The organism is Mesorhizobium sp. M0045 (assembly GCF_040323385.1).
Classification (GTDB): domain Bacteria; phylum Pseudomonadota; class Alphaproteobacteria; order Rhizobiales; family Rhizobiaceae; genus Mesorhizobium.
Genome location: NZ_JAMYUY010000004.1, coordinates 53,248 through 78,634 on the forward strand (window position 1 = coordinate 53,248; position 25,387 = coordinate 78,634).

Consider the following 25,387-nt stretch of genomic DNA (forward strand, 5'->3'; position numbering starts at 1 on the left):
TTTTAACCTCGCAATGTTTTGCCCGTTTCGGCAGAAAACAGATGGGCCTGCGACAGGTCCAGGCTCATCCTGACCCGGTCTCCGGCCCTGAGCGGCTTTGGATTGAGCATGCGGGATACCCAGTCGCTACCGTTGAATTCGGCAAACACCAGCGTCTCGTTGCCAAGCGGTTCGGTGACGGTCACCGGCAGTTCCAGCTGGTGGACGTCGACCTCTTCGCCGGAGCTGATGCCGTGTCCCGTCGGATAGATGTCGTCGGGCCTGAGGCCGAAGACGACCTTGTCGCCGGTTCCGACATTTGCCTTGAACTGGCTGGGCAGAGGCAGTCTCTCGCCGCTGGCGAACAGCAGCTGTCCGTCGTCGACGTCAGCCTCGTGCAAATTCATCGGCGGCGAGCCGATGAAGCCGGCGACGAAGCGTGTCTGCGGCCGGCGGAAGACCTCGTCGGGTGAGCCGACCTGCTCGATGAACCCGTCACGCATGATGACGATGCGGTCGGCCAATGTCATCGCTTCGACCTGGTCGTGGGTGACGTAGATCACCGTCGACCGGACCTTGGCATGCAGTTTCTTGATCTCGGTGCGCATCTGCGTCCGAAGCTTGGCATCGAGATTGGAAAGCGGCTCGTCGAACAGGAAGACGTCGGGATCGCGCACGATGGCGCGACCCATGGCGACGCGCTGGCGCTGTCCGCCCGACAGCTGCGACGGCCGGCGGTCGAGCAACTGGTCGAGGCCGAGAATGCCGGACGCTTCGGCTACGCGACGGTCCATTTCTTCCTTCGCGGCGCCGGCTATCTTCAGCGAGAAGCCGAGGTTTTCGCGCACCGTCATATGCGGATAGAGCGCGTAGGACTGGAACACCATCGAGATGTTGCGGGCGCGCGGCGGCAGGTCGTTGACCATGCGGCCGCCGATCTCGATGATCCCGTCGCTGATCGCCTCGAGGCCGGCGATCATGCGCAGGGTCGTCGACTTGCCGCAGCCGGACGGCCCGACAAGCGCGATGAACTCGCGGTCGGCGACCTCGAGGTCGATGCCGTGCACGACCGCCACCGGACCATAGCTCTTGGTGAGTTTCTTGAGCGATACGGTTGCCATGTCAGCCTTTCACCGCGCCGGAAGTGAGGCCGCCGACGAGATGTTTCTGGACGATGAAGGTAAGCGTGAGCGCCGGTATGATCATAACCACGGCAAGCGCGCACATGCCGCGCCAGTCGATGGTGAATTCGGCCGTATAGTCGAGCAGGCCGACCGGCAGGGTCTTGGAGTTGATCGAGCGTGTCAGCTGCGAGGCGAGCGCGAACTCGTTCCAGGAGGTGAGGAAGGCAAAGATGCCGGCCGAGGCGATGCCAGGCCCGGCCAACGGAAACTCGACCTGCCAGAAGGCCTGCCAGCGCGTGCAGCCGTCGATCTGCGCCGCCTCGGCAAGGTCTTTCGGCACCTGGCGGAAAAAGCCGTCGATCAGCCAGACGGTGAAGGGCACGTTGAGCGCGACATAGACCAGGATCAGCCCGAAATGCGTATCGATGATGCCGAGCCGCGCAAAGACGAAGAACAGCGGCAGCGACAGCGCAATGCCAGGCACCGTGCGCGTCAGCATCAGGCCAAGGAACATCGCCGATTTGGCGCGAAAGCGGTAGCGCGCAAAGGCATAGCCGCCGGCCATGCCGATAACGATGGCGATCACCGTAGAGGTCACCGAGATGATCAGCGAATTGCGGAAGTAGTCGAGCACCGGAATACCGCCCTGGCCGACGCCGCTGAACATGGCTATGTAGGCATCGAGCGAGAGTTGCTGCGGGATCCACACCGGCGGCTTGGCCATGATCTCGACGGTCGGCCGCAGCGACGACAGCACGATCCAGATGCCGGGCAGGCAGATGACCAGCATGGCCATAAACAGTCCGATGCCGTGAACGATGCCGAGCGCTTTGTTGCCGACGCGATGCAGGCTGTTCTGGTCCATCCTCACCACTCCGCCGCGATCTGCGTGCGCGCCGCGGCGAGCTTGCGGTAGAAATAGACGGTGAACAGGATGGACAGCAGAATCGAGAAATAGGCCATGGCATTGGCCATTCCCATCCGGGCATCGCCATAGGCAGTGCGGGCGACGAGCGTCCAGACCAGTTCGGTGCGGCCGGCAGGACCGCCGTCGGTCATGATCTTGACGATGTCATAGGCGCGCGCGACGTCGAGCGAGCGGATGGTCATGGCGATGAAAGCAAACGGCATGATGAACGGCCAGGTGACATAGCGGAATGTCTGCCACGGCGTGCAGCCGTCGACGCGGGCCGCCTCGACCGGTTCGCGCGGCATCGCCAGCAGCCCGGCAAGGATCAGGATCGCGAACACCGAGGTCGACGACCAGATCTCGGCGGTTAGGATGGCGATGAAGGCGAGATTGCCGTCGATCAGCCACGGGATGGCGCGGTCGGTCAGGCCGAGCCCCTGCAGGGCGTTGTTCACCAGGCCGATATTGTCGTTGAACATGAATTTGAACTGGAAGCCGACCAGGATCGGAGAAAACATCATCGGAAACATCATGATGGTGCGCAGAACCCGCTGGCCGCGCGATGCCTTTTCCACCAGCAGCGCCAGCCCGAGCCCGATCAGCATTTCCAGGTTGAGCGCCACCGTCAGCAGGACCACGGTGCGGGCAAAGGCGACCCAGAAAGCGCGGCTGGTCAGGATGGCGACGTAGTTGCGCGCGCCGATGAAGACCCAGAACGTCTCCGGCCTGGTCAGCCGGAACGGCGTGAAGCTGGAATAGAGCGACAGCAGCAGCGGCACCACCACCACCGCCGCCAGCACGATCACCGCCGGCAGCAGGAGCAGCAATGGCGGCGAAGGTCTCCAGCCTTTCATGGCGATCCGGTTCTGGTTGGTGCCCGGACACCGAAGGCCGCCATTGGCGAACTGGGATCAAGACAAAGCGTGTTGCGCATGGTTCGAAAAAATGCTCGGGGCGCCGCTCTTCAATGAGCGCGGCGCCCCTCGGTTGAATAATCAAAGCTTGCCTGCGTCCTCGAGGATCTGGGTGGCCTTGGCGGCAGCGTCGTCCAGCGCCTGCTTGGAGGTCTTGTCGCCAAGGATGGCGGCCTGCAATTCGGGATAGACGGCGTTGGAGATTTCAATCCATTCAGGTGTCTGCGGCACGGCAAAAGCGTGCTTTGCCTCTTCCTGGAACGCGGCCAGCACTTCCTTCTTATAGGGATCGCTTGCCGCCTGCTGAATGTCCCAGTCCCACACCGCCGTGCGGGTCGGCAGTGGGCCGCTTGCCGCCTCGAGCTTCTGGCTGTCCTCATTGGTCAGGAACCAGACCAGCGACGCCGCAGCCTCCTTGCTGGCGCAGTTTTCGGTGACCGAAAATCCGTGGTGCCCCGACCAGCCGGTACGAATGCCGGCCGATCCCTTCGGCGCCACCTTCACCCCGACATTGCCGGCGACCTTCGACGACTTCGGATCGTTGAAGAAGCCTGCCCAGCCCGGCCAGTCGAGGTTGATGGCGACGGTGCCTGAGGCAAAGCCCTGGCCGAGATCGTCCCACAGATAGTTGGTGGTGCCGGCCGGCACCGCCTTGGCCTTGTAGAGATTGACGAACCAGTCGAGTGCGTGCACGCCGGCTTCCGAGTTGAAGGCCGGCTTGCCATCCTTGTCGAGGTATTCGCCGCCGTCGGCGATGAGCATCTCGTAAAACCGGCCGTTGATCGCCTCTTCCTTGCCGGCGAACTGGGTGCCGTAGAAATCGGGCGGGCTGGCGAAGAATTCCGCCTGCTGGGCGACCTCGTCCCAGGTGTCGGGCGGTGTCAGCTCCTTGCCGTACTTGGCCTTGTAGGCGGCCTTCTTGGCTTCGTCCTGGTAGAGGCTCTTCTGGTAGTAGAGCGCCGACACGTCGAACTGCGCGCGCGGCAGCATCACCAGCTTGCCGTCGAGCGTCGAGGCCTTGATCGTCGAGGGCACGAAGGCGTCGATCTCCTCCTTCGGCAGCAGCTTGTTGAGGTCGGTGTAGATATCAGGATACTGCGGCGCGAAGGACGAGTGGTTCGACCCAACGCACCAGTTGATGCTGCCGGAGGCGATGTCCGACTTGATTTCCTTGTCGAGCTCGAAGTGGTTTTTCTTCGAGATCACGTTGACCTTGGCGCCGGTCAGTTTTTCCCATTCGCCGATGCGCGCGTAGAGCCCTTCATATTGCTGGCCGCCGATCAGCTTGGCGTCGATGGTGACGCCGTCGAATTTGCCTGGCAGGTCGGCAGCAAGGGCTGCACTCGCACCAAGTGCGAGCAGCGTTACGCCGGCCGACAGGCCGCAAAACAGTTTCGTCATTGGTATCCTCCCAAGAGCCTGCATCGATCGCGTAGTGAGGTCGATCGGCAGCTTAATTCATATACAAACAAAACATTCATAGGATCGTCAAGCCGAAAGTTCTTTCGGAAGCAATACCGTTATGCGTATATGAAAAATGCAATTCACTGGAGAGGCGGAATGGCAGAGGACGAGGAAGACGACCGCTATCGAGCCCCGGCGCTGGACAAGGGGCTCGACATCCTCGAGCTGCTGGCCGGGGTCGATGGCGGCCTGACGCAGGCGGAAATCGCCAAGAAGCTCGACCGCAGCCCGAACGAGTTCTACCGCATGCTGGACCGGCTGGTGCGGCGGGGCTATGTCACGCGGCCGGATGGTGACCGTTACTCGCTGACGCTGAAGCTGTTTGGCCTGGCGCAGCTGCACGCGCCGGTGCGACGGCTGGTTTCGTATGCGACGCCGCTGATGCGCGAGCTGGCCGAGATCACACAGCAGGCAAATCAGCTGGTCGTCTTCGATCGCGGTTCTGCGGTGGTGATCGCACAGCAGGAAGCACCGGATTACTGGGGTATCTCGATCCGCGTCGGCTCGCATATCAGCCTGTTCGACACCGGCTCCGGCCATGTGTTGCTGGCGTTCCGCCCGCCGGAAGAGCGGCAGATGATGATCTCAGAACATCTGCGCAGCACCGACAAGCCGCCGCAATCGCCGGAGTTCTTTGCCCGCCTCGACCAGATCCGGGAACGCGGCTACGAGATGATGGCATCGATGCAGACCGCCGGTGTCTTCAACCTGTCGACACCGGTTCTTGGCTCGGACGGCAGGGCGATCGCCGCGCTGTCGATCCCCTACATAACCCTGGTCAACGCACCCAAGGCGCCCGACATTACGAGGACGATTGAGCTGCTGCTGGCAGCGACCGAAAAGCTGTCGCAACTGGCGGGATCGACCGTCAAGCAATCGCGATGAATTCTTATTTGAATGAAGAATTTCTCCGTGAGATGATCGCGAAGTCGCCAAGGAGGAGCGCGCCACATGATCTTCGACACTCATCTGCACCTGATCGACCAATCCGCGCTGCGCTATCCCTGGCTGGCCGGCGTGCCGGCGCTCAACCGCGATTTCTCCTACGACGAATATGCAGTCCAGGCCCGCCGCGCCGGCATAGAGGGCGCATTGCACATGGAGGTCGATGTCGATCCAGCCGATATCGAGGCCGAGACCAGCCATGTGAAAACGCTGTCGCAGCAGAAGGACAGCCTGCTACGCGGGGCAATCGCCTCGTGCCGTCCGGAAGAGCCGGGCTTTGCCGGCTATCTCGAGCGCCAGCGCGCCGATTCTTTCGTCAAGGGCTTTCGGCGTGTGCTGCACGTCATGCCGGATGAACTGTCGGAAGGCGCGCTGTTTCGTGAAAACGTCAAGCGGCTTGCCGGCAGCGGCCTGACCTTCGACCTCGTCGTCCTGCCGCACCAGATCCCCAAGGCGATCGTACTCGCCGACCTCGCGCCGGATGTGCAGTTCGTGCTCGACCATTGCGGCGTGCCCGACATCAAGGGCGGTGCCGAGCACCCCTGGCGCGAGCGCATGGCGGAGATCGCGCGGCGCCCGAACGTCGCCGGCAAAATTTCCGGTGTGGTCGCCTATGCGGATGCCGGATCCTGGACTGTCGAAACGCTGCGTTCCTATGTCGAGCACACCATCGAATGCTTCGGCTGGGATCGCGTCGTCTGGGGCAGCGATTGGCCGGTCTGCACGCTCGGCGGCGGGCTTGCGACCTGGGTGGCGGCGACGCATGCGCTGCTCAGTGGTGCCAGCGACGATGAACGGCAAAAGCTGCTCTCCGGCAACGCCAAGCGGCTGTGGAGTTTGTAGAGCATTTTGCAGCCAAGTTGGAATTACTTGGCGTCGCACAAATGCGGCTAAAACGAATAGACGGCCTCAGATGGTCGCCGATACGTGCCGCTCGCGACCGTAGAGCGAAACCAGGAGCATGATGACCAGGCCAGGTGCCGCCCAGGCCGACGGCAGCACCTTCTGCGGCGCGCCGTCATATTGCGCCTTCAGTTCGGTCGGCAATCCAGCGATCACGCCCGAAACGTCTTGAGCGCAGGCTATGGTCGTGAGCGATGCAAGTGCGGTTGCGTCGAAAGGCCGCGGATCAGGCTGTTCATGTTCTCCTCCGTTCGGTTGTTTTCAGGCTCCTCCGCCGGCAACACCGGACACCTGCGTCGAAAGGCTCTCCCGAAACAGGCGATTGAGATCGGCAACGACGCGAGCGGCATTGTGCCTTTCGTCCAAGCCAAGATTGATGCGATCTGACGCCGCCTGCTGGAAGGCCATGTAGCCGTCGTGCCGCGGCCTGACCCAGGCACCTTCGAGCGTGGCTCGGGTGGCGACGTAGAACTTGCCGGTGGCGGCGTTGACGGCGGCATCCGCCCAGGCTGCCGCATGGCCGGGCTGGCCGCCGGCCGAGGCGTAAGGGCCGCGCTGCACGTCACCGCTGGCGATCCAGTAAGCGAAGTCGATGGCGGCCCGCCTGGCCTTCGAAAAGGCCGACACGGCGATGCCGGTCCCGCCAAGCGCCGAGCCTTTGGGACCGACATTGCCCGCAGCAGGGATATCGGCGAAAACAACGCGGCTGGGCCGGAATCCGGCGATGGCATAGGAGACATAGCCATAGATCAGCGGCGCACAGGCGGTCCGCGATCCCGATCCGGCCATTTGCTCCAGAACCGCGATCGGGTCCATGCCAAGACAGGCCGGGTCGACGAGCGCCGCGATCTCGCGCATCATCTCGAAAACCTGCTTGCCGATTGCAGGATCCACATGGTCGCCCGGGCCTTCACCGGCGGGCCGGCCGAGATTGCCGGCGAGCGTGTAGAACACCATCAGCGAATGCGGCGGCCTGAGCGGCAACAGCACGCGGCCCTGCCGCGCCAGATCGAGCGCATCGGCCCAGCTCGCCGGCGCAGCCGAGAGCATGTCGGGCCGCCACGCCTGCACCTGGCTGGCCGCGTCGATCGGAAACGCCCACTGCCGGCCCTGCCAGTTGTAGCTGGCATAGGACCGGCCGACGCTGCCCGCCGCAAGTGCTGCACGTTCGGCTTCCCGGCCGGCGACATCGAGCGGCGTCAGACAGTTCTCGGCGGTGATCTGGCCGACATGCGGATGGTCGATGACGATCAGATCATAGGCGCGGGCCAGTTCCTCGACCGGGAAGGATTCGAAGTCCTGCAGCGAGCGCTTGTCCCATTCGATAGTGACGCCGGTCCGTTCCTTCCACAGCGCCGAACAGGCGACCATCGGGTCATAGCCGCGCGGATGGCTCCAGGTCATGCCTTTGAGCGTGACGTCGCTCACAGCCCGAACTCCGCGCGGATTTTTGCGCTGTGCTCGCCGATGCGTGGCGCGGCCCGCTCGACCTTGGCGCGGATGCCGTCGACCCTGAGCGGCGAGCGCGTGGTAAGGATCGAAACGTCATCCTCGCGCGTCACCGTCTGCAACATGTCGAGAACCTGGAAGCCTTCGCTGGCCATCATTTCCGGCCAGGTCAAAACCTTGGCGCACCAGATGTCGGCAGGCTCGAGGATAGCAAGCCACTCGTCGACCGTTTTCGTCGCGATTTTTTGCGCGATGATCGCCTTGATCTCGTCGCGGGCAGTGAACCAGGTCGACGGCTGATCGCGGTAGGGCGCAAGTTCCTCGAGCCCGAGGAGATCGGCGAGTTTCGAGATCGGCGTCATGGCGATCGCCAGATAGCCGTCCTTGGCCGGATAGACGCCGTAGGGCGCCGACAGATAGGCGTGTGCGCTGCGGAAGCTCGACCGCCGCGGCAGCCGGCGCCCATCATTGAGATGCGTGGTCAGCACCTCGAACTGGAAGTCGACCAGCGCTTCGAGCAGGCTGGTCTCGACATGGCTGCCCTTGCCGGTCACACCGCGCCGCACCAGTGCGGCGAGGATGCCTTGCGCGGCGGCCGAACCCGCCAGCATGTCGGCGATCGCCAGGCCGAAGGGCACCGGCCCCTGGTCCTCGTCGCCGTTCAGCCACATGACGCCGGAACGGGCCTGCGCCAGCAGATCCTGCCCGGGCCGCTTGACCCATGGGCCTTCCTCGCCGTAGCCGCTGATCGAGGCGTAGACCAGGCGCGGATTGATCTTGCGCACCGCGTCATAATCGAAGCCCAGTCGTTCGATGACGCCGGGTCTGAAGTTCTGGATCAGCACGTCAGCCCTGGCCAGCAGGCCGCGCAGTGCCGCAAGATCGGCCTTGTCCTTGAGGTCGATGGCAAAGCTTTCCTTGGCACGGTTGATCGCGTGGAAAATAGTGGAATCGCCGCCGATCTCGGTGTCGCTGAGATAGAGTCGGCGCGACAGGTCCCCGCCATCCGGCCGTTCGATCTTGATGACGCGAGCGCCGAGGTCGAGCAGTCGCAGCGAGCAGTAGGGGCCGGACAAGAACTGGCTCATATCGACAACGATGAGCCCGGTCAGCGGCAGTTCGGCAATGGCAGCCATTGCCTATTTCTCCGTCTTGCCGGCGAAATCGGCCGGATTGCGGTACTTCACCGTCTGCAGGTGCTCGCAATAAAGCACAAGCTCTCCTTCACCTTTGAAGACTTCATAGCTGGCGCGGATCAGCCCCATCTCCTTGTATTTGGGTTTCTTGTCGAGATTGGAGCGGATCGAATAGATCGTGTCGCCGATGAACACCGGCTTGATGAAGCGCAATTTGTCGTAGCCATAGGAAAAAGCGTTGATGCAATTGGTGGCAACGAGGCCGAGCCCGGCCGAGAACACGAAGGCGCCGGCGACCAGGCGCTTGCCGAAGATGCCTTCTGTTTCGGCGAACATCTGGTCCTGCACGTATGGATGGATGTCGAGCACGAGCGTGTTGAAGAGATGGCTGTCGCCCTCGGCAATGGTCCTGCGTAGCGAGCGGATCTTCTGGCCGACCGGCCAGTCTTCGTAGAACCAGTTCTCCGCGTTCCAGACGGGAAGGTCAGCGTGATCCCTAGGCATGTTGGCGGGGTGTGTCGAGGCCACGCCCACGGTTGACGCGAAACCGCTCATGACGACTTCCTCTGGGAGCGGGAATCGTCCATCAGGGCGCGCCGCAGACCAGCGAAATGCATGGATCGATCCTCCCATCAATCTTCTTTTGTGAATAGTATTTTCACATATGGGGTTGTGTTGCAAGCGAGTCTCGGCGAAATTTTGGCGGCTCCGTCGCGGCCCATGCCGGCGGCACATGGGAGGAAGTGATGCAGAATGCCTGTCTGGTTTTCGTCGGCAGCCTCAATCGCGACGCCCCATATTTTCAGGGCGCGCGCGGCGTCGGGCTGGGCGTCTACAGTTTCGACGAGGGGACGCTGGAGACAAAGAAACTGGCCGAGACGGAAGACATCGACAATCCGACCTTCCTGTCGGTGACGCCGGACGGCTCCCACGTCTACGCCAATTCCGAAGTGTTCACCTGGCGCGAAGGGGTTGTCTCGGCCTACCGTTTCGACAGGCAGACCGCCACGCTGTCCTACATCAACAAGCAGCCGACGCTGGGCAGCATCACGGCGCATAACACCATCACGCGCGACGGGACCAAGCTGCTGGTCGCCAATTACGGCATGGGCGAGGGCGGCCCCGATCGCTCGGTCGTGGTCTTGGGGCTGCGCGAGGATGGCGGCCTGACCGCACCGTTGTCGAGCGTCGCCCATAGCGGGACCGGACCAGACCCCGCACGCCAGGAGCGGCCGCACGCCCATAGCGTAACCGAGACGGTTGCCGGCGGCATGGCGATCGTCGCCGACCTCGGCATCGACCAGCTGGTGTCCTATCGCATCGGCTCAGACGGCAGTCTGACGAAGCTCGCCGAATCGGCGCTTGCGCCGGGGGCTGGTCCGCGCCATCTCGCGCTGCATCCGGGCGGCCGCTTCGTGTTCGTCATGAACGAGCTGGATTCGACGGTCGTCTCGCTGGCGCTGGAAGACGGATCAGGCAAGCTTGCGGTGATCGACAGTAAGCCGGCGGTGCCGCCCGAGGCACGCGACGGCAATCATTGCGCCGACATCCAGATCTCGCCCGACGGCCGCTTCCTCTATGGCTCCAACCGCGGCCATAATAGCATCGCCGTGTTTTCGGTCGACCAGCAAAACGGCAGGCTTACGCTTGTGGGCTATACGCCTTGCGGGGGCGCCACGCCGCGCAATCTGGCCCTGACGCCTTCGGGCGGCCATCTGTTCTCGGCCAACCAGAATGCCGACCGCATCTCGATTTTCGCCCGTGATGCCGCAACCGGCCGGCTGACCGACACCGGCCGATCCATCGACATCGGCACGCCGATGTGCGCGAGGATCGTGCGTTGAAGTGACCTCAGAACTCGAGCGCCTGCCTGAGTGCCGGGCCGCTCCTGACGCGCAAATCGAGGTCGGCCTCGATATGGTCGATGTGGTGCAGCATCAGGGCACTGCCGCGTTCGGCATTGCCATTTTCCAGCGCTTCGAGGATCTGCATGTGTTCGTTGTGGCCGCAGCTCGAGATACCCGAGCGGCCATAGAGTGCGATCACCAGCGATGAACGAGCGACCAATTCCTCCATGAAGCGCTGCAGGATGACGTTTCCCGCGACCGACGCCAGAAGCAGGTGAAAATCCCCCGACGCCTTGATCTCCGATCGCCTTGCGTTCGGTCCGCGTTCGGCGATGAAACGGCCTTCTTCGTCGAGCTGGGCCTTGAATGCGGCGACATGAGCCGGCGTCATCCGCCCGGCGGCGGCAATCGCGATGCCGGGTTCGATGAGCCGGCGCGAAGCAAAGACTTGCCGCGCTTCCTCCGGCGACGGATTGGCGACGAAGGCACCGCGATTGCGCTCGGTGCGCACCAATCCCTCGAAGGAAAGCATCTGCAGTGCGGCGCGCGCCACGGTGCGGCTGACATCGAACAGCGTGCCGACTTCGCCTTCGGAAAGCTTGGTTCCCGGCGCCAGCCGGCGATCGACGATCGCGTCGCGCAACTGATCGCGGATCGCCTGCGCGCGATCCTCGTTGGCGGCCTCGATAGCAGGGATAGTCTGGTCGGCAATGTTCATGGCAGTGGTCCTGCCTTCTTCTATCCTGAATCGCATCGCTTGGACGAGAGACAAAGTGAATACAGGAACGAAAAAGATTGCATACGATTTTTGCGAGGATCGGTGGCAATCGCCTATAATTTGTGCATTGCACAAGGATGCTGTATCGGCAGTCATATTGACGCGGCCCTGATTTCTTCAAGGATTCAGTCGGTTGGTGCGGCGGTGCGCAACTGGCACGCATGATGCTTTGGCTAATCCGACCAAAGGGGAAGCTGGATGTCCAAAGCCGCCGAAATCGACATTGTGTCCGTTTCGAAAGTCTATGGCGCGACGACTGCCGTCGAAGGCATCAGCCTGAAAATCCCTGCGGGAACCTATTGTTGCCTGCTCGGTCCGTCCGGCTGTGGCAAGACCTCGACGCTGCGCATGATCGCCGGGCACGAGAGCATATCGAGCGGCGACGTGCGTCTCGGCAACACAGTGGTTACCGACCTGCCGCCGGCCAGGCGCGGCACCGCCATGATGTTCCAGTCCTACGCGCTGTTTCCGCATCTCGACCTGATCGACAATGTCGCCTTCAGCCTGAAGATGAAGGGCGTCGGCAAGGAAGAGCGCCGCGCCAAGGCACTCGATATGCTGAAGCTGATGCAGATGGAGGCCTATGCCAGCCGTCGTCCGGCGCAGCTTTCCGGCGGCCAGCAGCAGCGGGTCGCTCTCGCCCGCGCATTGATCACCGATCCCGAGGCGCTGTTGCTCGACGAACCGCTTTCGGCGCTCGATCCGTTCCTGAAGCTCCGCATGCGGGCCGAACTGAAGAAGTTGCAGACGTCGCTCGGCATCACTTTCGTCCACGTCACCCACAGCCAGGAAGAGGCGATGGCGCTGGCCGACCTGATCGTGGTGATGAACGACGGCCGAATCGAGCAGGCGGCGCACCCGCGCACGGTGTTCGAGCGGCCGGCCACCGCCTTCGTCGCTCGTTTCATGGGCGACCACAATGTCATCTCCGGCCGCGTCACCGGTAGTCGCGACGGCATGGTCGTTTTCGACGTGCCCGGCGGCGTCGCGCTCGCCGCGAGCGGGCAGGGCAGGGAGACCGGGGAGCCCATCGACATCGCCATTCGCACCGACCACGTGCGCATCGGCGAGCCGGCGGCAGCCGGGCTCGGCTTCACCGGCATCATTGCAAACGTCGAGTACCGCGGTTCGACCGTGAAGCTCTCGGTCAATGGCGCCGGCATCGAGGATTTCACGGTGATCGTCGACGACACCAGCTTCTTCGCCAGGCCGGTTGCCGTCGGCGACGCCGTGCCGATCGCCTGGGATGCCGAGGACGCGATCGTCCTTGGCCGTCTCGATTCCTGAAACCCAGCATAACCAACCAGAACAGGGGAACTGAACATGACCAACACCACCGACAAGAAGACTGGAATATCGCGACGTTCGCTGCTCAAGACAGGTGCCGCCGCCGTCGGTTTCGCCGCCGGTTCCGGCGCCATATCAGGCTTTCCGACCATCTGGGCGCAATCGAACATCACGCTGCGCCAGTTCGGCACCGGCGTGTCCAATCTCAATGCCATCGCCGACAAGTGCAAAGCCGATCTCGGCATCACCCTGGAGATGACGGCAACCGATTCCGACGCCGCCGCGCAGCGCGCCGTGACGCAGCCCGACAGCTACGACATCGCCGACATCGAATACTGGATTTGCAAGAAGGTGTTCCCGACAGGCGTCCTGCAGCCGATGGATGTCAGCAAGCTGAAATATTACGACGAGCTGGTGCCGCTGTTCAAAACCGGCAAGCTGACGCCGGACAGCGTCATTGCCCAGGGCACCGCGCCGCATACGGTCGGTTACGTCGAGGCGCAGGACAGCAAGGTTTTCGCCAAGGCGCCGACCAATTGGTTCACCATGGTGCCGACGATCTACAATGCCGATACGCTCGGCATCCGCCCCGACCTCGTCGGCCGCGATATCACCACCTGGGCCGACATCATGGATCCGGCCTTCAAGGGCAAGACCGCCATCCTCAACATCCCGTCGATCGGCATCATGGATGCGGCGATGATCATGGAGGCAACGGGCAACATCAAATACGCCGATAAGGGCAACATGACCAAAGAGGAGATCGATAAGACGATCGACTTCCTGATCAAAGCCAAGCAAGCCGGCCAGTTCCGCGCCTTCTGGAAATCCTTCGACGAAAGTGTCAACCTGATGGCTTCAGGCGAAGTGGTAATCCAGTCGATGTGGTCGCCGGCCGTGGCCGCAGTCCGCTCCAAGGGCATCGCATGCCGCTTCCAGCCGCTCAAGGAAGGCTACCGCTCCTGGGGTGGCGGGCTTGGCCTGGCAGCCCATCTCTCCGGCGCCAAACTCGACGCCGCCTATGAATACATCAACTGGTACACGTCAGGCTGGGTGGGCGGCTATCTCAATCGCCAGGGCTACTACTCGGCCAACATGGTGTCGGCCAAGAAGTTCATGTCCGAGGACGAGTGGGGCTACTGGATCGAAGGCAAGCCGGCAAAGGGCGATATCCTGTCGCCGGACGGCAAGGTCATGGAAAAGGCAGGCGCCGTGCGTGACGGCGGCTCGTTCGAAGAGCGCATGGGCAAGGTCGCCTGCTGGAACTCGGTCATGGACGAGGACCGCTACATGGTGAAGCGCTGGAACGAGTTCATCGCTGCTTGATGCAAGGCGGCAATAGCTGAGATGCCTCATTCCTTCCCACCCCCCTCTGTCCTGCCGGACATCTCCCCCGAAAGGGGGGAGATTGCGCCGTCATCTCTGATTTCGCCAATCTCCAATGCTTCAAGAGGAGAGCTAGCAGCCAAATTGCCGATCTCCCCCCTTGCGGGGGAGATGTCCGGCAGGACAGAGGGGGGTGGGAAGGATCACGGCGTGCCGGACTATCGGCCCTTTGCGACACCCCAGGGCTGTTCCAGATGACAGTGGCACTCGATCAGCCAGCAACCATTGCCACAAAGCCTGCCAGACGTAGGCGCTCCTTTGCCGGCGTCGCACCCTATCTCCAGGCGACACCGCTGGCGATGATCCTCGGCGCGTTCCTCCTGCTGCCGATCCTGATGATCGCCGTGGTCTCATTCTGGGACTACGATTTCGCGGCGATGTACCCGGATTTCCTGACCACCAACTACGCCGACACGCTCGGCTCGTGGGTTACCTGGAAGACCTATCTAAATACGCTGAAATACGCCGCCATCGTCTGGGCGGTGACGCTGTTCATCGGTTTCTGGGTCGCCTATTTCCTCGCCTTCCATATCAGAACCACAGCCATGCAGATGGTGCTGTTCCTGGTCTGCACGGTGCCGTTCCTGACCTCCAACATCATCCGCATGATCTCGTGGATTCCGGTGCTTGGCCGCAATGGCCTGGTCAACTCGACGCTGGTGCAGATGGGACTGATCCCGAAGCCGATCGAGTGGCTGCTCTATTCCGAATTCGCCGTGGTGCTGGCCATGGTGCATCTCTACACGCTATTCATGGTGACGCCGATCTTCAACACGCTGATGCGCATCGACAAGTCGCTGATCGAGGCCGCGCGCGACGCCGGGGCTTCCGGCTGGCAGGTGTTGTGGAACGTCATCATGCCGCTTGCCAAGCCCGGCATGGCGATCGGCACCATCTTCGTCGTCACGCTGGTGATGGCCGACTTTTCGACGGTGCAGGTGATGTCCGGCGGCCAGAGCGCCTCCGTCGCGCTGATGATGAAGAACCAGATGTCGCTGCTGCAGTATCCGGCGGCCGCTGCCAACGCGGTCGTGCTGCTGGTACTGGTCCTGCTGATGGTCGCGGGCATCCTGCGCATCGTCGACATTCGCAAGGAGCTGTGAGACTTTGAGACACGACAAGCGCAGCTTCGAATTCTACGTGTTGGCGGCGTTCTTCGCGGTTTTCGTGCTGTTCCTCTACGGCCCGCTTTCGGCGATCCTGATCCTCTCTTTCCAGGGCGAGAATGGCGGTCTGACATTTCCGCTGAACGGCGTCTCGCTGCACTGGTTTGCCAACCTGTTCGAGCGCCAGGCCGTCGGCGACTTCGGCGGCAGCTTCAAACGCTCGCTCGTCCTTGGCCTGATGGTGATGGTCGTCACTGTCGCCGTGTCGCTGCTTGCCGGCCTTGCTTTCCGGCAGAAATTTCGCGGCGCAACCGCACTGTTCTATCTGACCGTCGCCAGCCTGGTCGTGCCCTCGATCATCATCAGTCTCGGCATTGGCGTCGTCTTCCAGCAGATCGGCTTCCGCCCCGCCTGGTACACGTCGGCTTTCGGCGCCCATCTGACCTGGACCCTGCCTTTCGGCGTGCTGATTATGTTTGCTGTCTTCAACCGGTTCTCGCCGGCCTACGAGGAAGCCGCGCGCGATCTCGGAGCATCGTCGTGGCAAACCTTCGCGCATGTCGTCCTGCCGATGATCGCACCCAGCCTGATCGGCGTCGGCCTGTTTGGTTTTACCCTCTCCTATGACGAGTTCGCTCGCACGCTGATGACGTCGGGCACCTTCAACACGCTGCCGCTCGAAATCTATGGCATGACGACGAATGTCACGACGCCGGTGCTCTATGCGCTGGGCACCGTGACGACCGTGTTTTCCTTCCTGGTGATCTTGCTGACGCTCGGCGCAATCGTCTATGTCGGCCGCCGCCGCGAGCGTGCCTGACAGTGCAGATCCTCGTCGTCAATCCGAACACCACCGCCAGCATGACCGAGACTATCGCGGTCGCCGCCCGATCGGTCGCTGCTCAATCGACGAAGATTGTTGCCGTTACCTCTACGATGGGCCCGGTGTCGATCGAAGGCTATTACGATGAAGCGCTTGCCGTTCCCGGCCTGCTGGTCGAGATCGCCACCGGTGAGCGCTTGGGCGCACAGGCCGCGATCGTCGCCTGCTTCGACGACACCGGCCTCGATGCCGCGCGCGCCATGGCCAACATTCCGGTCATCGGCATCTGCGAGGCATCGCTCAGCACGGCCTCGTTCATCGCCCAGCGCTTCACCGTCGTCACCACCACCGGGCGTTCGCGCGTGCCGGTCGAAGGCCTGGTGCAGCGCTATGGCATGGCGCGGCGGGCACGCGTGCGCGCTGCCGACATTCCGGTCCTTGCCCTCGAAGATCCAGCGTCCGGCGCACTGCTCAAACTGCGCAACGAGATTGCGCGCGCCATCGACGAGGATCGCGCAGAGGCGATCGTGCTCGGCTGTGCCGGCATGGCCGATCTGGCGGCGGCGCTGCAGCGGGAATTCGGCCTTCCGGTCATCGACGGCGTCAGTGCCGCGGTCAAGCAGGCCGAGGCCTTGATCGCGCTTGGCCTGACGACATCCAAGCGCGGCGCCTATGCAAGCCCATTGGCAAAGCCCTATCATGGCGCGTTGAAGTCCTTCGCGCCTGGTGCCGCCGAGTGATCGCAAATGCTCAGAACGATCCGAACACTCGCACTTGAAGAGGTGGAAACCCTTGTCGACTGGGCGGCGCAGGAAGGCTGGAATCCCGGCCTCGGCGACGCCGCGCTGTTCCAGGCAGCGGACCCGCAGGGCTTCATCGGCGCCTTTGTCGAAGGCGAGATGGTGGCTGGCATTTCGGCCGTTGCCTATGGCGAGGATTTCGGCTTCATCGGCCTCTACATCTGCCGGCCGGACAGGCGTGGCCAAGGTCATGGCAAAGCCGTTTGGGATGCCGGCATGGCGCGGCTCGGCAACCGCACGATCGGCCTCGACGGCGTTGTCGAACAGCAGGCCAACTACCGCAGCATGGGTTTTGCACCGGCCTACCGGACGATCCGGTTCGTCGGATTGCCGAATGTCCCGGCAGCGGTCGGCAGTGACATTTGCACAATAGGGCCGGACTTCGTGCCGGACATATTGGACTATGACCGCCGCTTCTTTCCCGGCCCGAGGCGATCGTTCCTGGAACACTGGCTGCGCCCGCCGCATATGGCGCTTGCGATCCTCAAGCACGGCGCCATTGCGGGATACGGCGTCGCGCGCCAATGCCGGGACGGCTGCAAGATCGGCCCGCTCTTTGCCGACAGCCTGGACGCGGCAAGCCGTCTCTTCGCCACGCTTGCGCAGATGTGCGGTCCCGGAAACGTCCATCTCGACGTTCCCGAAACCAGCGGGCAATTGGCAGATTTGCTGTCATCCGCAGGTCTTCAACCGGGTTTCGAGACTGCCCGAATGTACAAGGGAAGCGCGCCGCAGCTCACGCAGTCGGGTGTCTATGCGATAACGACCTTGGAGCTTGGTTGAGACGGTGCAAGTCGGCTTCTAGCGCGCAAGTCGGGGAGCAGAAATGTCTACTTTTCCTGAACTGAAATGCCGGAATCGTCGATACGAAGTTCCACGCCTCTCGGCTTGGTCTCCTCGCGATAGACGTAAATGCCCAAGGCAATGACTGCGACGACCAAAGCGCCGATGATGAGATAAAGATAGTTCTGCTTCATCCGCTGTCGTTAACAACATGATTTGAGCGAGTCTAGCGGTTCGGTATCAGGACGGCGGACGGACACGCACGTCGATCAGCCATCCAGCCGATCGCGCAGCATGCTTAGGGGAAGCAGCATGTTTGGCGCGTGCCGCGTCAGGCCGTGGAGCGGGATCGGCGCCGGCGGCGCAAACGGCAGCGGCAAATCCTGAGGCTTTGTTCCATCAGCCCAATCTGCAAGCACCTTGCCCATGCTCGTCGTCATGGCGATGCCGCGTCCGTTGCAGGCAAAGCCCGCGATCAGGCCGGGGCCGAGATCGACAAGGCGCGGCAGGAAGTCGGGCTCGACGGCAGCCATCCCCGACCAGCTATATTCAAGCGGCGGGATCTCCGGGAGGTCGAGGTGTTTTGCCAGGCGCCGCCAGATCGCCCGCGGCACCCGCGTGTCGGCACCGGGGCCAAAAACATGCATGCCGCCGGTGATCAGCCTGTGTTCGCCGTCGAAGCGGAAGGTGAAGAGATTGCGTCTTGTGTCGCCGACGCCTTGCCCGCCAGGAAGCAGGCGAGTGCGTATTTCGCGCGGCAGCGGCGCTGTCGCGATCTGGAAGATTTTCAGCGGGAAATAGGTTCGCCGCAGCGCGCGATCCAGCGGCCCGCCATAGGCGTTGGTGGCGACCAGCACCTTTCCTGCGCGTACCGAGCCGGAGGCCGTCTTCAAAGCCCAACCATCGCCTAGGTGATCGATCGACGCGACACGCGTATGTTCGAAAATGCGCGCGCCGGCTTTTTCCGCCGCATCGGCGAGGCCGCGCGCATATTCGACCGGATTGAGGACGCCACCCGACCGATCCATCCAGCCGCCGAGATAGCCGCGAACGCCGGTCAGCTCCTCGACCGCCGGTCTATCCAGCGCAACAGTCGGTCTTCCGCGCCGTGCCCATTGTTCGACACGCGATCTGGTCTTTTGCAAAGCGGGCGGCGAATGAGCTGGTTGTATCCAGCCGCTCTGGACGGCATCGCATTCGATGGCATGCCGCTTGATCAGGTCGAAGACGAGGTCGGCGCTGCCGGCGGCGAAGCCGACAAGGCGTTCGCCGCGTGCGGGCCCGAGTTGGGCAATGATATCGTGGGGGTCTCTTTTCGCGAAATTCGGCACGACGAAACCGGCGTTCCTGCCGGTCGCTCCCCAGGCGATGATTTCGGCTTCGAGGACGGCGACCGAGATGCCTTTCTCGGCGGTGTGCAGCGCTGCGGAAAGGCCCAAGAATCCGCCGCCGACAATCGCCAGATCGACATCGAGTGCTCCTTCGAGCGAAGGCCGGTCGCGGCGGTTACGGCCGACGGCGTGCCATAGCGAAAGGCCGCGTGGCACTGCAGCGCTGCTCATCACCGTGCCGCGCTCTCGTCCGGAGCCGCTTTCGCGCCCTTGCCGAACCTTGCGCGCCGCAGCCTGTCGCCGAACAGGCCGTTCGGCCTGACTAGAAGGATGACGCACAGCATCACGCCGATCGCCACGATCTGCAGCGAAGCGGCGCGTGCCTGCTGTTCCGGCGAGAACAACACGCTGGTCAAGGCTCCCGATCCGGCCCATATCGCCCAGACCAGGATGCTGCCGATGACGGCGCCGATGTTGCTGCCCGAGCCGCCGACGATCAGCATCACCCAGACCTGGAAAGTCAGCGCCGGCAAATAATTGTCCGGAGCGATGAAGCCGGTGAAATGCGCCTGCAACGCGCCGGCCAGCGCCATGATGGCACCGCCCACGGCAAAGGCCTGGACACGGTAGAAACGTGCGCTTTTACCTAGGGATATCGCGGCCCGCTCGTCCTCGCGAAGCGCCTTCAACACGCGCCCCCACGGGCTGCGCGACAGATGCTCCAGCGCGAGATAGACGATCAGCGTCACCACCGAGACGATCGCAAGGTTCGAAAGGTTGAACAGCAACGGCGTTTCGGCAAGACCGCCGAGCGGACGCGGAATGAAGCCGATGCCGAACGGGCCGCCGGTCAGCGTCTGGGCATTGAGCGCTACCAGTTGCACGACGACGGCGACGCCGAAAGTAGTGATCGCCAGATAGTCCGATCTCAGGCGCAGCGTCGCGATGCCGGTGATGGCGGCCGCGACGCCGCCCACCAGCATGGCGCCGAGCCAGCCGACAAGGATCGGCAGATCGAAGCCGCCGAGCCGCGCGGCATCGTCGGGCGTGGTCAGCAGTGCCGAGGTGTAGGCGCCGATGGCAACGAAGCCGGCGACCCCGACATTGAAAAGCCCGGTCAGCCCCCATTGCAAATTGAGCCCGAGCGTGACGAGCGAAAAAATCAGCGCGGTGGTCAGGAAGAAAGCGCCGTAGCCGAGCAGATCCATCAGCGTTCCCTCACTCCGAAAAGGCCGATGGGGCGCACGAACAGCACCGCCATCAGGATGACGAAGGAGACGGCCGCCCGCCATTCGGCGCCGATCAATTGCACGGCACCCGCTTCGGCCATGCCGATGATCAAACCGCCGAGGACGGCGCCGGGCACGCTGCCGATGCCGCCGAGGATGGCGGCCGCGAACATCGGCAGCAGCATCTCGAAACCCATGAATGGGCGGATCTGGATGAGAATGCCGATCATGACGCCGGCGACGCAGGCCAGCGCCGCGCCGATGATCCAGGTAACGCGCACCACCTTGGCGACGTCAATGCCAACGATGCGCGCCAGTGCCGCGTTCTGGCTCAATGCCTGCATCGAACGGCCGGTCTGGGTGCGGGTCATCAGGAGGTGCACACCGAGCACGAGCACGGCCGTCAGCAGCAGCAGCGCGATCTGGTCGGGGGTGATGCGAATGCCGAAGCCGACGGGCATGGCGATCTGGATGGCCCGGCTGAAATAGGTCGGACGCGAGGTGAAGATGAATTCGAGCAGGCTTCTCAGCGCCATGGAGGCGCCGAAGCTCGCCATCACCACGATGATCGCCTGGCCCTTGGCCCGCAGCCGCGCGAACAGCACCAGATCGAGCGCCAGTGCCAGCAGGCCGGTGACCGCCATGCCGATGATGAGCGCGGCGATCAGCGGCCAACCGAAGGAGAGGGGCGCGATCGGCGCGATCTTGCCGAACATCGCACCAATGGCGCCAACCACGGCCAGCGTCGCATAGGCGCCCCAGGCCATGAAGTCGCCATGGGCGAAGTTCGAGAAGCGCAGGATCGAATAGGTGAGCGTCACGCCGATGGCGCCGAGGCCGATCATCAAGCCTGCCAGCAGTCCGTCGACGACAAATTGCAGGTTCATGCCGCGCCTCCTTTCCCAAAGTCGGGGCGGCGCTGGCCAAGGTAGAGTTCGGCGACGACCGGATCGTTCCAGAGCTCGGCGGCGATGCCCTGGTGCCGCTCCTTGCCCTCGACCAGCACGTAGGCGCGGTCTCCAACGGCAAGCGCTGCCTTCGCGTTCTGCTCGACCAGCAGGATGGTGACGCCGGATTTGCGGATGCCGGCCAGCATCTCGAACACCATCGATACGAATTTCGGCGACAGGCCGGCCGACGGCTCATCGAGCACCAGCACCTTGGGATGGACGATCAATGCCCGCGCGACGGCCAGCATCTGCCGCTGTCCGCCTGAGAGATTGCCCGCGGCTGTTCTGCGCTGACGGGCGAGATCGGGAAAGACCGCATACATTTCCTCAATGCGGGCCGGGACCTCGCGCGGCCTCAGAATGCCGCAGGCGACCCTGAGATTGTCCTCGACCGACATCAGCGGGAAGATGTTCTCTGTCTGCGGCACGAAGGCAAGGCCAAGGCGGACCATGGTGTGGGCGGGCGACGCCGTGATATCCTTGCCATCCAGCAGCACCGTGCCGCCGGTGATCGGGACAAGGCCGGCGATGGCCTTGATAAGGCTCGACTTGCCGGCGCCGTTGGGACCGAGGACGACGACGATCTCGCCCTTGTCGACGGTGATCGAGGCGCCGCGCACGATCGGAACGCCGGGCTCATAGCCGGCTTCGAGCTCGCGGACATCGAGTACCCTTTGGCTCATGCCGTGCCTCCGAGGTAGGCCTCGATGACGCGTGGGTCACGCGCCACCTCGTCCGGAGTGCCTTCGCGCAGAAGCTGGCCGCTCGCCATGACCAGCACGCGGTGGCAGAGTCGCGTCACCATGTCGATATTGTGCTCGATCAGCAGGAAGGTGATGCCGCGCGCATTGATGTCGCGGATGCGGTCGATGATGATCTCGAGCAGGGTTGCGTTGACCCCGGCCGCCGGCTCGTCGAGCAGGATGATCGCCGGGTCGGCCATCATCACGCGGGCCAGCTCGAGCAGCTTGCGCTGGCCGCCTGAGAGCACGCGCGCCGGCTCGTGCGCGAGGTGAGCGATCGTGACGAGCTCGAGCAGTTCGACGGCTCTTATCTCGGCAGCCCTTTCTTCGGCAGCGACCCGCCGGGGCGTCAGGAAATTGGCGAGCAGTTTTTCTCCGGCCTGCCCTTGCGCGGCCAGCATGACGTTTTCGATCAGCGTCAGGTTAGGCAAGGGCCGGGGGATCTGGAACGTGCGGCCGAGGCCGCGGCGGATGCGGCGATGGGCAGCTTCCCCCGACACCGATACGCCGTTGAGGAGGATTTCGCCGCTGGTCGGCAGAATGCTGCCGGCGAGCAGGTCGAACATCGTGGTTTTGCCTGCGCCGTTCGGGCCGATAAGGCCAAGTATTTCGCCCGGCCGGACGTCGAACGAGACATTGTTGACCGCAACGAGCCCGCCGAAGCGTCTGAGGACGTTCCTGGCCGTGAGGACCGGCGTGCGGATCTCCTCCTGCCATTCCGTCGTGTCGCTCATCAATCCCTCTGGCCGAAAGCGATCTTCGTCGCCTATGATTTGATTTGTGATCACTCTTGCTTTGATCACGCTATTCGGCTTTAATTTCTTCCGCAAGCCGAAAAAGGCCAAGACCGGAATTGCCAATGCACAAGGCCGCCGTCGAAAAGAACAAGAACAATGAAGTGATCGCGGCCCAGCTTACACCGGTCGGCCGCGAGACCGTGCAGGATCGCGTCTATTCGGAGCTTCGCCGCGCCTTGATCGGCGGACTTTTCGAGCCGAGCCAGGTTCTGACCATCCGCGGCCTCGCCGACGCGCTGGTCACCAGCACCATGCCGGTGCGCGAGGCGCTCGGACGGCTGATCACCGAGAAGGCGCTGGAGGCGCTTCCCAACCGTTCGGTACGTGTGCCGCCGATCACGCTGGAGCGTATCGACGATCTGTTGCGGGCTCGGTCCCTCATAGAGGGGGAAGCGATAGCACTTGCCGCCACGCGCATGAGCCCGCGCCAGATTGCTTCGGTCGAAGCCATGCTCGGCGAATGGGACGAGATGCGGGCGCTGAAGCACAAGCAGGATATCGATCGCGAGGCGACGCTCAACCAGAGCTTCCATTTCGAGATCTACCGTTGCTGCGGTTCCGCCGTGCTGATCCCGATGATCGAGAGCCTTTGGCTGCAATCCGGACCCTGTATCCGCGTCGCCATCTACGCCTTTTCCGACGCCGGCGAGGTCGACACCGCCCACTATCACCGCAGCATCGTCGCCGCGCTTGCCAAGCAGGATGCGCAAGCGGCGCGTGAGGCGCTGGTGGCCGACATCAGCCGGCCCTTCGCCTTTCTGCGCGACAAGCTCCAATCCACAAGCAAGGAAGGATTGAGGGCATGACGGCGCTTGGCATCAGCATCACCGAGCCGCGCTCACAGCTTTCCGTGACCGCACTGCTGTTGCCTGAAAAGGCGCCCGACAACGCCGCCTTCCTGCTGGCCTATCTCGAGCAACCGCGCGTTGTTGCCGGCATCCATGCGATGTGGACAGGGCCTGAGATTTCCTGCCCGGTTCCATCGGTCGATCTTGAGGGCCAAACCTATGCCAGGCCCTTGCCGGCGGAGAATGCAACGCTGACGCCGCAGCCGGGCGACATCGTGTTGTCCTACGTGCCGCCGCGCATGTGGGGCGGCAATCCGAATGCTATTTTCGACATCGGCTTGTTTTATGGACAGGGTGCGCGGCTGCTGTTCCCGATCGGCTGGCTTGCCGGAAGCGTCGTCGCGCAGGTGCTGCCTGAGGATCGCGATAAATTCGCAGCCGCTTGTGGCGTGATCCGCCGCAACGGCGCCTGCGACATCACCTTTACCCGGGTGGAGATCTGAATGGCTGAGCAAGACGACAGTTTCGAACTCTTCGACCTTCGTGTCGAAGCGGTCATCCCTGAGGGCAAGCCGATCTATTGCGGCGCCAAGGCCGGCGACTATTTCGAGCTGAAGGGCGAGATGCTGTCGATGCCGGCGGGCCAGGGTTTTTCGATCTATTCGATATCAGCCGTGCTGCCGCTGCTCGCGGCAAAACAGCGCCCGACCCACAGGAATGACTGGATGACATCGGACGCCGAGATCGCTTGTCCAGATCCCAATTGCGCCAGCCGGCTCAGGATCATCAGGACCGGCAAGCGGCGGTTCAGCCATGCCGAAACCACGGCGGTGCCGCTGCCCAGGGAAAGTGACCAGAGATGACCGCCAAGGCATTCGAGCTCAGCCCCGGCTACACGATCTCGCGCGTCATTCGCGGCGGCTGGCAGCTTGCCGGCGGGCACGGCGCGGTCGATCGCCAACAGGCGGTGAGCGACCTGATCGCCACGTTCGACGCCGGAATCTGGACCTTTGATTGCGCCGATATCTATACCGGGGTCGAGGAACTGATTGGTGCGGCGCGCCTGCGCCTCGCCAATGAGCGTGGCCTCGACGCTGCCGCCAAGATGAATGTGCACACCAAGCTGGTGCCTGACCTCGAACGGCTCTCCACGATCGGCCGCGACTACATCAGCAGCATCGTCGACCAGTCGCTGCGGCGGTTGAAGACTGAGCGCCTCGATCTTGTGCAGTTCCATTGGTGGGACTATTCGGTGCCCCGCTATGTCGATGCGATGGGCTGGCTTGATGAGATCCGCAGGGAAGGCAAGGTGCGCAATATCGGCACCACGAACTTCGACACGCTGCGGCTGGCCGAGATCCTGGCCGCGGGTGTGCCGCTGGTCAGCCAGCAATTGCAATACTCGGTGCTCGACCAGCGGCCGGCCAACAGCCTTGCAGCACTCGCCAGCCGGCATGGCGTCAGTTTCCTCTGCTACGGTTCGGTGGCGGGCGGCTTCCTTAGCGAAAAATGGCTTGGCGTTACCGAGCCGCAGACGCCGCTCGAAAACCGGTCGCTGGTCAAATACAAGCTGATCATCGATGATTTCGGCGGCTGGGAGCTTTTCCAGGAGTTGCTTCGCACACTGAAGGCCGTCGCCGACCACCGCGGTGTCGACATCGCCACCATCGCCAGCGCCTGGGTGCTGGAGCAGCCGCAAGTGGCGGCCGTCATCGTCGGCGCCCGCAACCAGGCGCACGCCCTTGCCAATGCCAGAATCATGGACGTCGCGCTCGATGCAGACGAACGGGCGAGGATCGCTGCCGTAATCGCGCAAAGCCGGGGGCCGCTGGGCGACGTCTACACATTGGAACGCGACCGTCACGGCCGCCACGGCTCGATCATGCATTACAATTTGAATGCAGGCAGGAAATGA

At 63.1% G+C, this 25,387-nt stretch carries 28 protein-coding genes; 13 read left to right on the plus strand and 15 right to left on the minus strand.

The genetic code is table 11. The features are described 5' to 3' along the window. Positions 1-2 precede the first annotated feature (2 nt). The 4 genes from NKJ72_RS07570 to NKJ72_RS07585 all read right to left on the minus strand — a co-directional run bounded on the left by NKJ72_RS07570 (position 3) and on the right by NKJ72_RS07585 (position 4,328). Positions 3-1,100 carry an ABC transporter ATP-binding protein gene (locus NKJ72_RS07570; protein ID WP_352476488.1) on the minus strand — a complete coding sequence of 366 codons (1,098 nt, stop codon included), beginning with the start codon at positions 1,098-1,100 and terminating at the stop codon, positions 3-5. A 1-nt stretch (position 1,101) separates the two neighbouring features. Then, on the minus strand, positions 1,102-1,968 hold the full coding sequence (locus NKJ72_RS07575; RefSeq protein WP_352476489.1) for a carbohydrate ABC transporter permease: 867 nt from the start codon (positions 1,966-1,968) through the stop codon (positions 1,102-1,104). A gap of 2 nt (positions 1,969-1,970) precedes the next feature. Continuing rightward, a complete protein-coding gene (locus tag NKJ72_RS07580; RefSeq protein ID WP_352476490.1) occupies positions 1,971-2,867 on the minus strand; it encodes a carbohydrate ABC transporter permease in 897 nt (298 codons plus the stop codon). A 141-nt stretch (positions 2,868-3,008) separates the two neighbouring features. Continuing rightward, positions 3,009-4,328, minus strand: a complete 1,320-nt coding sequence (locus NKJ72_RS07585) for a type 2 periplasmic-binding domain-containing protein (RefSeq protein WP_352476491.1) — start codon at positions 4,326-4,328, stop codon at positions 3,009-3,011. Positions 4,329-4,487: 159 nt separating this feature from the next. Here NKJ72_RS07585 and NKJ72_RS07590 point away from each other — a divergent pair, with 159 nt between their 5' ends. Together NKJ72_RS07590 and NKJ72_RS07595 are read left to right on the plus strand one after the other, a co-directional pair. After that, on the plus strand, positions 4,488-5,276 hold the full coding sequence (locus tag NKJ72_RS07590) for an IclR family transcriptional regulator (protein ID WP_352476492.1): 789 nt from the start codon (positions 4,488-4,490) through the stop codon (positions 5,274-5,276). Between the two features lie 66 nt (positions 5,277-5,342). Next, positions 5,343-6,179 carry an amidohydrolase family protein gene (locus NKJ72_RS07595; RefSeq protein ID WP_352476493.1) on the plus strand — a complete coding sequence of 279 codons (837 nt, stop codon included), beginning with the start codon at positions 5,343-5,345 and terminating at the stop codon, positions 6,177-6,179. A 66-nt stretch (positions 6,180-6,245) separates the two neighbouring features. Here the strand turns inward: NKJ72_RS07595 and NKJ72_RS07600 are convergent, their stop codons facing one another. From NKJ72_RS07600 to NKJ72_RS07615, 4 genes are all read right to left on the minus strand, one after another. Next, positions 6,246-6,395, minus strand: coding sequence for a hypothetical protein (locus NKJ72_RS07600; RefSeq protein ID WP_352476494.1), 150 nt, complete (start codon positions 6,393-6,395; stop codon positions 6,246-6,248). Between the two features lie 105 nt (positions 6,396-6,500). Beyond that, positions 6,501-7,643, minus strand: a complete 1,143-nt coding sequence (locus NKJ72_RS07605) for an extracellular solute-binding protein (protein WP_352476769.1) — start codon at positions 7,641-7,643, stop codon at positions 6,501-6,503. A gap of 20 nt (positions 7,644-7,663) precedes the next feature. Beyond that, entirely contained in the window at positions 7,664-8,824 is a 1,161-nt protein-coding gene (locus tag NKJ72_RS07610) for a CaiB/BaiF CoA transferase family protein (protein ID WP_352476495.1), read from the minus strand. Between the two features lie 3 nt (positions 8,825-8,827). Then, on the minus strand, positions 8,828-9,379 hold the full coding sequence (locus tag NKJ72_RS07615) for a MaoC family dehydratase (protein WP_352476496.1): 552 nt from the start codon (positions 9,377-9,379) through the stop codon (positions 8,828-8,830). A gap of 191 nt (positions 9,380-9,570) precedes the next feature. Here NKJ72_RS07615 and NKJ72_RS07620 point away from each other — a divergent pair, with 191 nt between their 5' ends. Then, positions 9,571-10,668: a lactonase family protein gene (locus NKJ72_RS07620; protein ID WP_352476497.1), complete on the plus strand. Its 1,098-nt coding sequence runs from the start codon at positions 9,571-9,573 to the stop codon at positions 10,666-10,668. A gap of 7 nt (positions 10,669-10,675) precedes the next feature. Here NKJ72_RS07620 and NKJ72_RS07625 read toward each other — a convergent pair whose 3' ends face one another. Continuing rightward, positions 10,676-11,389: a GntR family transcriptional regulator gene (locus tag NKJ72_RS07625; RefSeq protein ID WP_352476498.1), complete on the minus strand. Its 714-nt coding sequence runs from the start codon at positions 11,387-11,389 to the stop codon at positions 10,676-10,678. Positions 11,390-11,647: 258 nt separating this feature from the next. Here NKJ72_RS07625 and NKJ72_RS07630 point away from each other — a divergent pair, with 258 nt between their 5' ends. The 6 genes from NKJ72_RS07630 (at position 11,648) to NKJ72_RS07655 (ending at position 17,634) form a co-directional block, all read left to right on the plus strand. Next, a complete protein-coding gene (locus NKJ72_RS07630; protein WP_352476499.1) occupies positions 11,648-12,736 on the plus strand; it encodes an ABC transporter ATP-binding protein in 1,089 nt (362 codons plus the stop codon). Between the two features lie 36 nt (positions 12,737-12,772). Then, entirely contained in the window at positions 12,773-14,062 is a 1,290-nt protein-coding gene (locus NKJ72_RS07635) for an ABC transporter substrate-binding protein (protein ID WP_352476500.1), read from the plus strand. Positions 14,063-14,316: 254 nt separating this feature from the next. Continuing rightward, positions 14,317-15,225 carry an ABC transporter permease gene (locus tag NKJ72_RS07640; RefSeq protein WP_352476501.1) on the plus strand — a complete coding sequence of 303 codons (909 nt, stop codon included), beginning with the start codon at positions 14,317-14,319 and terminating at the stop codon, positions 15,223-15,225. A gap of 4 nt (positions 15,226-15,229) precedes the next feature. Continuing rightward, positions 15,230-16,048, plus strand: coding sequence for an ABC transporter permease (locus NKJ72_RS07645; protein WP_352476502.1), 819 nt, complete (start codon positions 15,230-15,232; stop codon positions 16,046-16,048). 2 nt (positions 16,049-16,050) lie between these two features. After that, positions 16,051-16,791 (plus strand): aspartate/glutamate racemase family protein, encoded by a 741-nt coding sequence (locus tag NKJ72_RS07650; protein ID WP_352476503.1) that lies wholly within the window; start codon positions 16,051-16,053, stop codon positions 16,789-16,791. A gap of 6 nt (positions 16,792-16,797) precedes the next feature. Continuing rightward, positions 16,798-17,634 carry a GNAT family N-acetyltransferase gene (locus tag NKJ72_RS07655; RefSeq protein ID WP_254818760.1) on the plus strand — a complete coding sequence of 279 codons (837 nt, stop codon included), beginning with the start codon at positions 16,798-16,800 and terminating at the stop codon, positions 17,632-17,634. Positions 17,635-17,681: 47 nt separating this feature from the next. Here NKJ72_RS07655 and NKJ72_RS07660 read toward each other — a convergent pair whose 3' ends face one another. From NKJ72_RS07660 to NKJ72_RS07685, 6 genes are all read right to left on the minus strand, one after another. Then, entirely contained in the window at positions 17,682-17,828 is a 147-nt protein-coding gene (locus NKJ72_RS07660) for a hypothetical protein (protein ID WP_352476504.1), read from the minus strand. Between the two features lie 75 nt (positions 17,829-17,903). Beyond that, entirely contained in the window at positions 17,904-19,196 is a 1,293-nt protein-coding gene (locus NKJ72_RS07665) for an NAD(P)/FAD-dependent oxidoreductase (protein WP_352476505.1), read from the minus strand. Next, on the minus strand, positions 19,196-20,176 hold the full coding sequence (locus NKJ72_RS07670; protein WP_352476770.1) for a branched-chain amino acid ABC transporter permease: 981 nt from the start codon (positions 20,174-20,176) through the stop codon (positions 19,196-19,198). Before NKJ72_RS07670 ends, NKJ72_RS07665 begins: the two co-directional genes overlap by 1 nt. Next, positions 20,173-21,081 (minus strand): branched-chain amino acid ABC transporter permease, encoded by a 909-nt coding sequence (locus tag NKJ72_RS07675; protein WP_352476506.1) that lies wholly within the window; start codon positions 21,079-21,081, stop codon positions 20,173-20,175. The genes NKJ72_RS07670 and NKJ72_RS07675 overlap by 4 nt, the downstream gene beginning before the upstream one ends. Then, positions 21,078-21,827, minus strand: coding sequence for a branched-chain amino acid ABC transporter ATP-binding protein (locus NKJ72_RS07680; RefSeq protein ID WP_352476507.1), 750 nt, complete (start codon positions 21,825-21,827; stop codon positions 21,078-21,080). Before NKJ72_RS07680 ends, NKJ72_RS07675 begins: the two co-directional genes overlap by 4 nt. Further along, positions 21,824-22,621, minus strand: coding sequence for an ABC transporter ATP-binding protein (locus NKJ72_RS07685; protein ID WP_352476508.1), 798 nt, complete (start codon positions 22,619-22,621; stop codon positions 21,824-21,826). Before NKJ72_RS07685 ends, NKJ72_RS07680 begins: the two co-directional genes overlap by 4 nt. Positions 22,622-22,746: 125 nt before the next feature. Here NKJ72_RS07685 and NKJ72_RS07690 point away from each other — a divergent pair, with 125 nt between their 5' ends. Genes NKJ72_RS07690 through NKJ72_RS07705 form a run of 4 tightly spaced genes read left to right on the plus strand, consistent with a single transcriptional unit; the run spans position 22,747 to position 25,387 of the window. Then, positions 22,747-23,490: a GntR family transcriptional regulator gene (locus NKJ72_RS07690; RefSeq protein ID WP_352476509.1), complete on the plus strand. Its 744-nt coding sequence runs from the start codon at positions 22,747-22,749 to the stop codon at positions 23,488-23,490. Continuing rightward, positions 23,487-23,975, plus strand: coding sequence for a DUF3830 family protein (locus NKJ72_RS07695; protein WP_352476510.1), 489 nt, complete (start codon positions 23,487-23,489; stop codon positions 23,973-23,975). The genes NKJ72_RS07690 and NKJ72_RS07695 overlap by 4 nt, the downstream gene beginning before the upstream one ends. Then, positions 23,976-24,335, plus strand: a complete 360-nt coding sequence (locus NKJ72_RS07700) for a TIGR04076 family protein (protein ID WP_352476511.1) — start codon at positions 23,976-23,978, stop codon at positions 24,333-24,335. Continuing rightward, positions 24,332-25,387 carry an aldo/keto reductase gene (locus tag NKJ72_RS07705; RefSeq protein WP_352476512.1) on the plus strand — a complete coding sequence of 352 codons (1,056 nt, stop codon included), beginning with the start codon at positions 24,332-24,334 and terminating at the stop codon, positions 25,385-25,387. Before NKJ72_RS07700 ends, NKJ72_RS07705 begins: the two co-directional genes overlap by 4 nt.

Bases quoted from the DNA above. Each gene is read 5' to 3' on its own strand.
- NKJ72_RS07570 (WP_352476488.1), bottom strand. From the start codon at position 1,100: ATGGCAACCGTATCGCTCAAGAAACTCACCAAGAGCTATGGTCCGGTG.
- NKJ72_RS07575 (WP_352476489.1), bottom strand. From the start codon at position 1,968: ATGGACCAGAACAGCCTGCATCGCGTCGGCAACAAAGCGCTCGGCATC.
- NKJ72_RS07580 (WP_352476490.1), bottom strand. From the start codon at position 2,867: ATGAAAGGCTGGAGACCTTCGCCGCCATTGCTGCTCCTGCTGCCGGCG.
- NKJ72_RS07585 (WP_352476491.1), bottom strand. From the start codon at position 4,328: ATGACGAAACTGTTTTGCGGCCTGTCGGCCGGCGTAACGCTGCTCGCA.
- NKJ72_RS07590 (WP_352476492.1), top strand. From the start codon at position 4,488: ATGGCAGAGGACGAGGAAGACGACCGCTATCGAGCCCCGGCGCTGGAC.
- NKJ72_RS07595 (WP_352476493.1), top strand. From the start codon at position 5,343: ATGATCTTCGACACTCATCTGCACCTGATCGACCAATCCGCGCTGCGC.
- NKJ72_RS07605 (WP_352476769.1), bottom strand. From the start codon at position 7,643: ATGACCTGGAGCCATCCGCGCGGCTATGACCCGATGGTCGCCTGTTCG.
- NKJ72_RS07610 (WP_352476495.1), bottom strand. From the start codon at position 8,824: ATGGCTGCCATTGCCGAACTGCCGCTGACCGGGCTCATCGTTGTCGAT.
- NKJ72_RS07615 (WP_352476496.1), bottom strand. From the start codon at position 9,379: ATGAGCGGTTTCGCGTCAACCGTGGGCGTGGCCTCGACACACCCCGCC.
- NKJ72_RS07620 (WP_352476497.1), top strand. From the start codon at position 9,571: ATGCAGAATGCCTGTCTGGTTTTCGTCGGCAGCCTCAATCGCGACGCC.
- NKJ72_RS07625 (WP_352476498.1), bottom strand. From the start codon at position 11,389: ATGAACATTGCCGACCAGACTATCCCTGCTATCGAGGCCGCCAACGAG.
- NKJ72_RS07630 (WP_352476499.1), top strand. From the start codon at position 11,648: ATGTCCAAAGCCGCCGAAATCGACATTGTGTCCGTTTCGAAAGTCTAT.
- NKJ72_RS07635 (WP_352476500.1), top strand. From the start codon at position 12,773: ATGACCAACACCACCGACAAGAAGACTGGAATATCGCGACGTTCGCTG.
- NKJ72_RS07640 (WP_352476501.1), top strand. From the start codon at position 14,317: ATGACAGTGGCACTCGATCAGCCAGCAACCATTGCCACAAAGCCTGCC.
- NKJ72_RS07655 (WP_254818760.1), top strand. From the start codon at position 16,798: ATGCTCAGAACGATCCGAACACTCGCACTTGAAGAGGTGGAAACCCTT.
- NKJ72_RS07660 (WP_352476504.1), bottom strand. From the start codon at position 17,828: ATGAAGCAGAACTATCTTTATCTCATCATCGGCGCTTTGGTCGTCGCA.
- NKJ72_RS07665 (WP_352476505.1), bottom strand. From the start codon at position 19,196: ATGAGCAGCGCTGCAGTGCCACGCGGCCTTTCGCTATGGCACGCCGTC.
- NKJ72_RS07675 (WP_352476506.1), bottom strand. From the start codon at position 21,081: ATGAACCTGCAATTTGTCGTCGACGGACTGCTGGCAGGCTTGATGATC.
- NKJ72_RS07680 (WP_352476507.1), bottom strand. From the start codon at position 21,827: ATGAGCCAAAGGGTACTCGATGTCCGCGAGCTCGAAGCCGGCTATGAG.
- NKJ72_RS07685 (WP_352476508.1), bottom strand. From the start codon at position 22,621: ATGAGCGACACGACGGAATGGCAGGAGGAGATCCGCACGCCGGTCCTC.
- NKJ72_RS07690 (WP_352476509.1), top strand. From the start codon at position 22,747: ATGCACAAGGCCGCCGTCGAAAAGAACAAGAACAATGAAGTGATCGCG.
- NKJ72_RS07695 (WP_352476510.1), top strand. From the start codon at position 23,487: ATGACGGCGCTTGGCATCAGCATCACCGAGCCGCGCTCACAGCTTTCC.
- NKJ72_RS07700 (WP_352476511.1), top strand. From the start codon at position 23,976: ATGGCTGAGCAAGACGACAGTTTCGAACTCTTCGACCTTCGTGTCGAA.
- NKJ72_RS07705 (WP_352476512.1), top strand. From the start codon at position 24,332: ATGACCGCCAAGGCATTCGAGCTCAGCCCCGGCTACACGATCTCGCGC.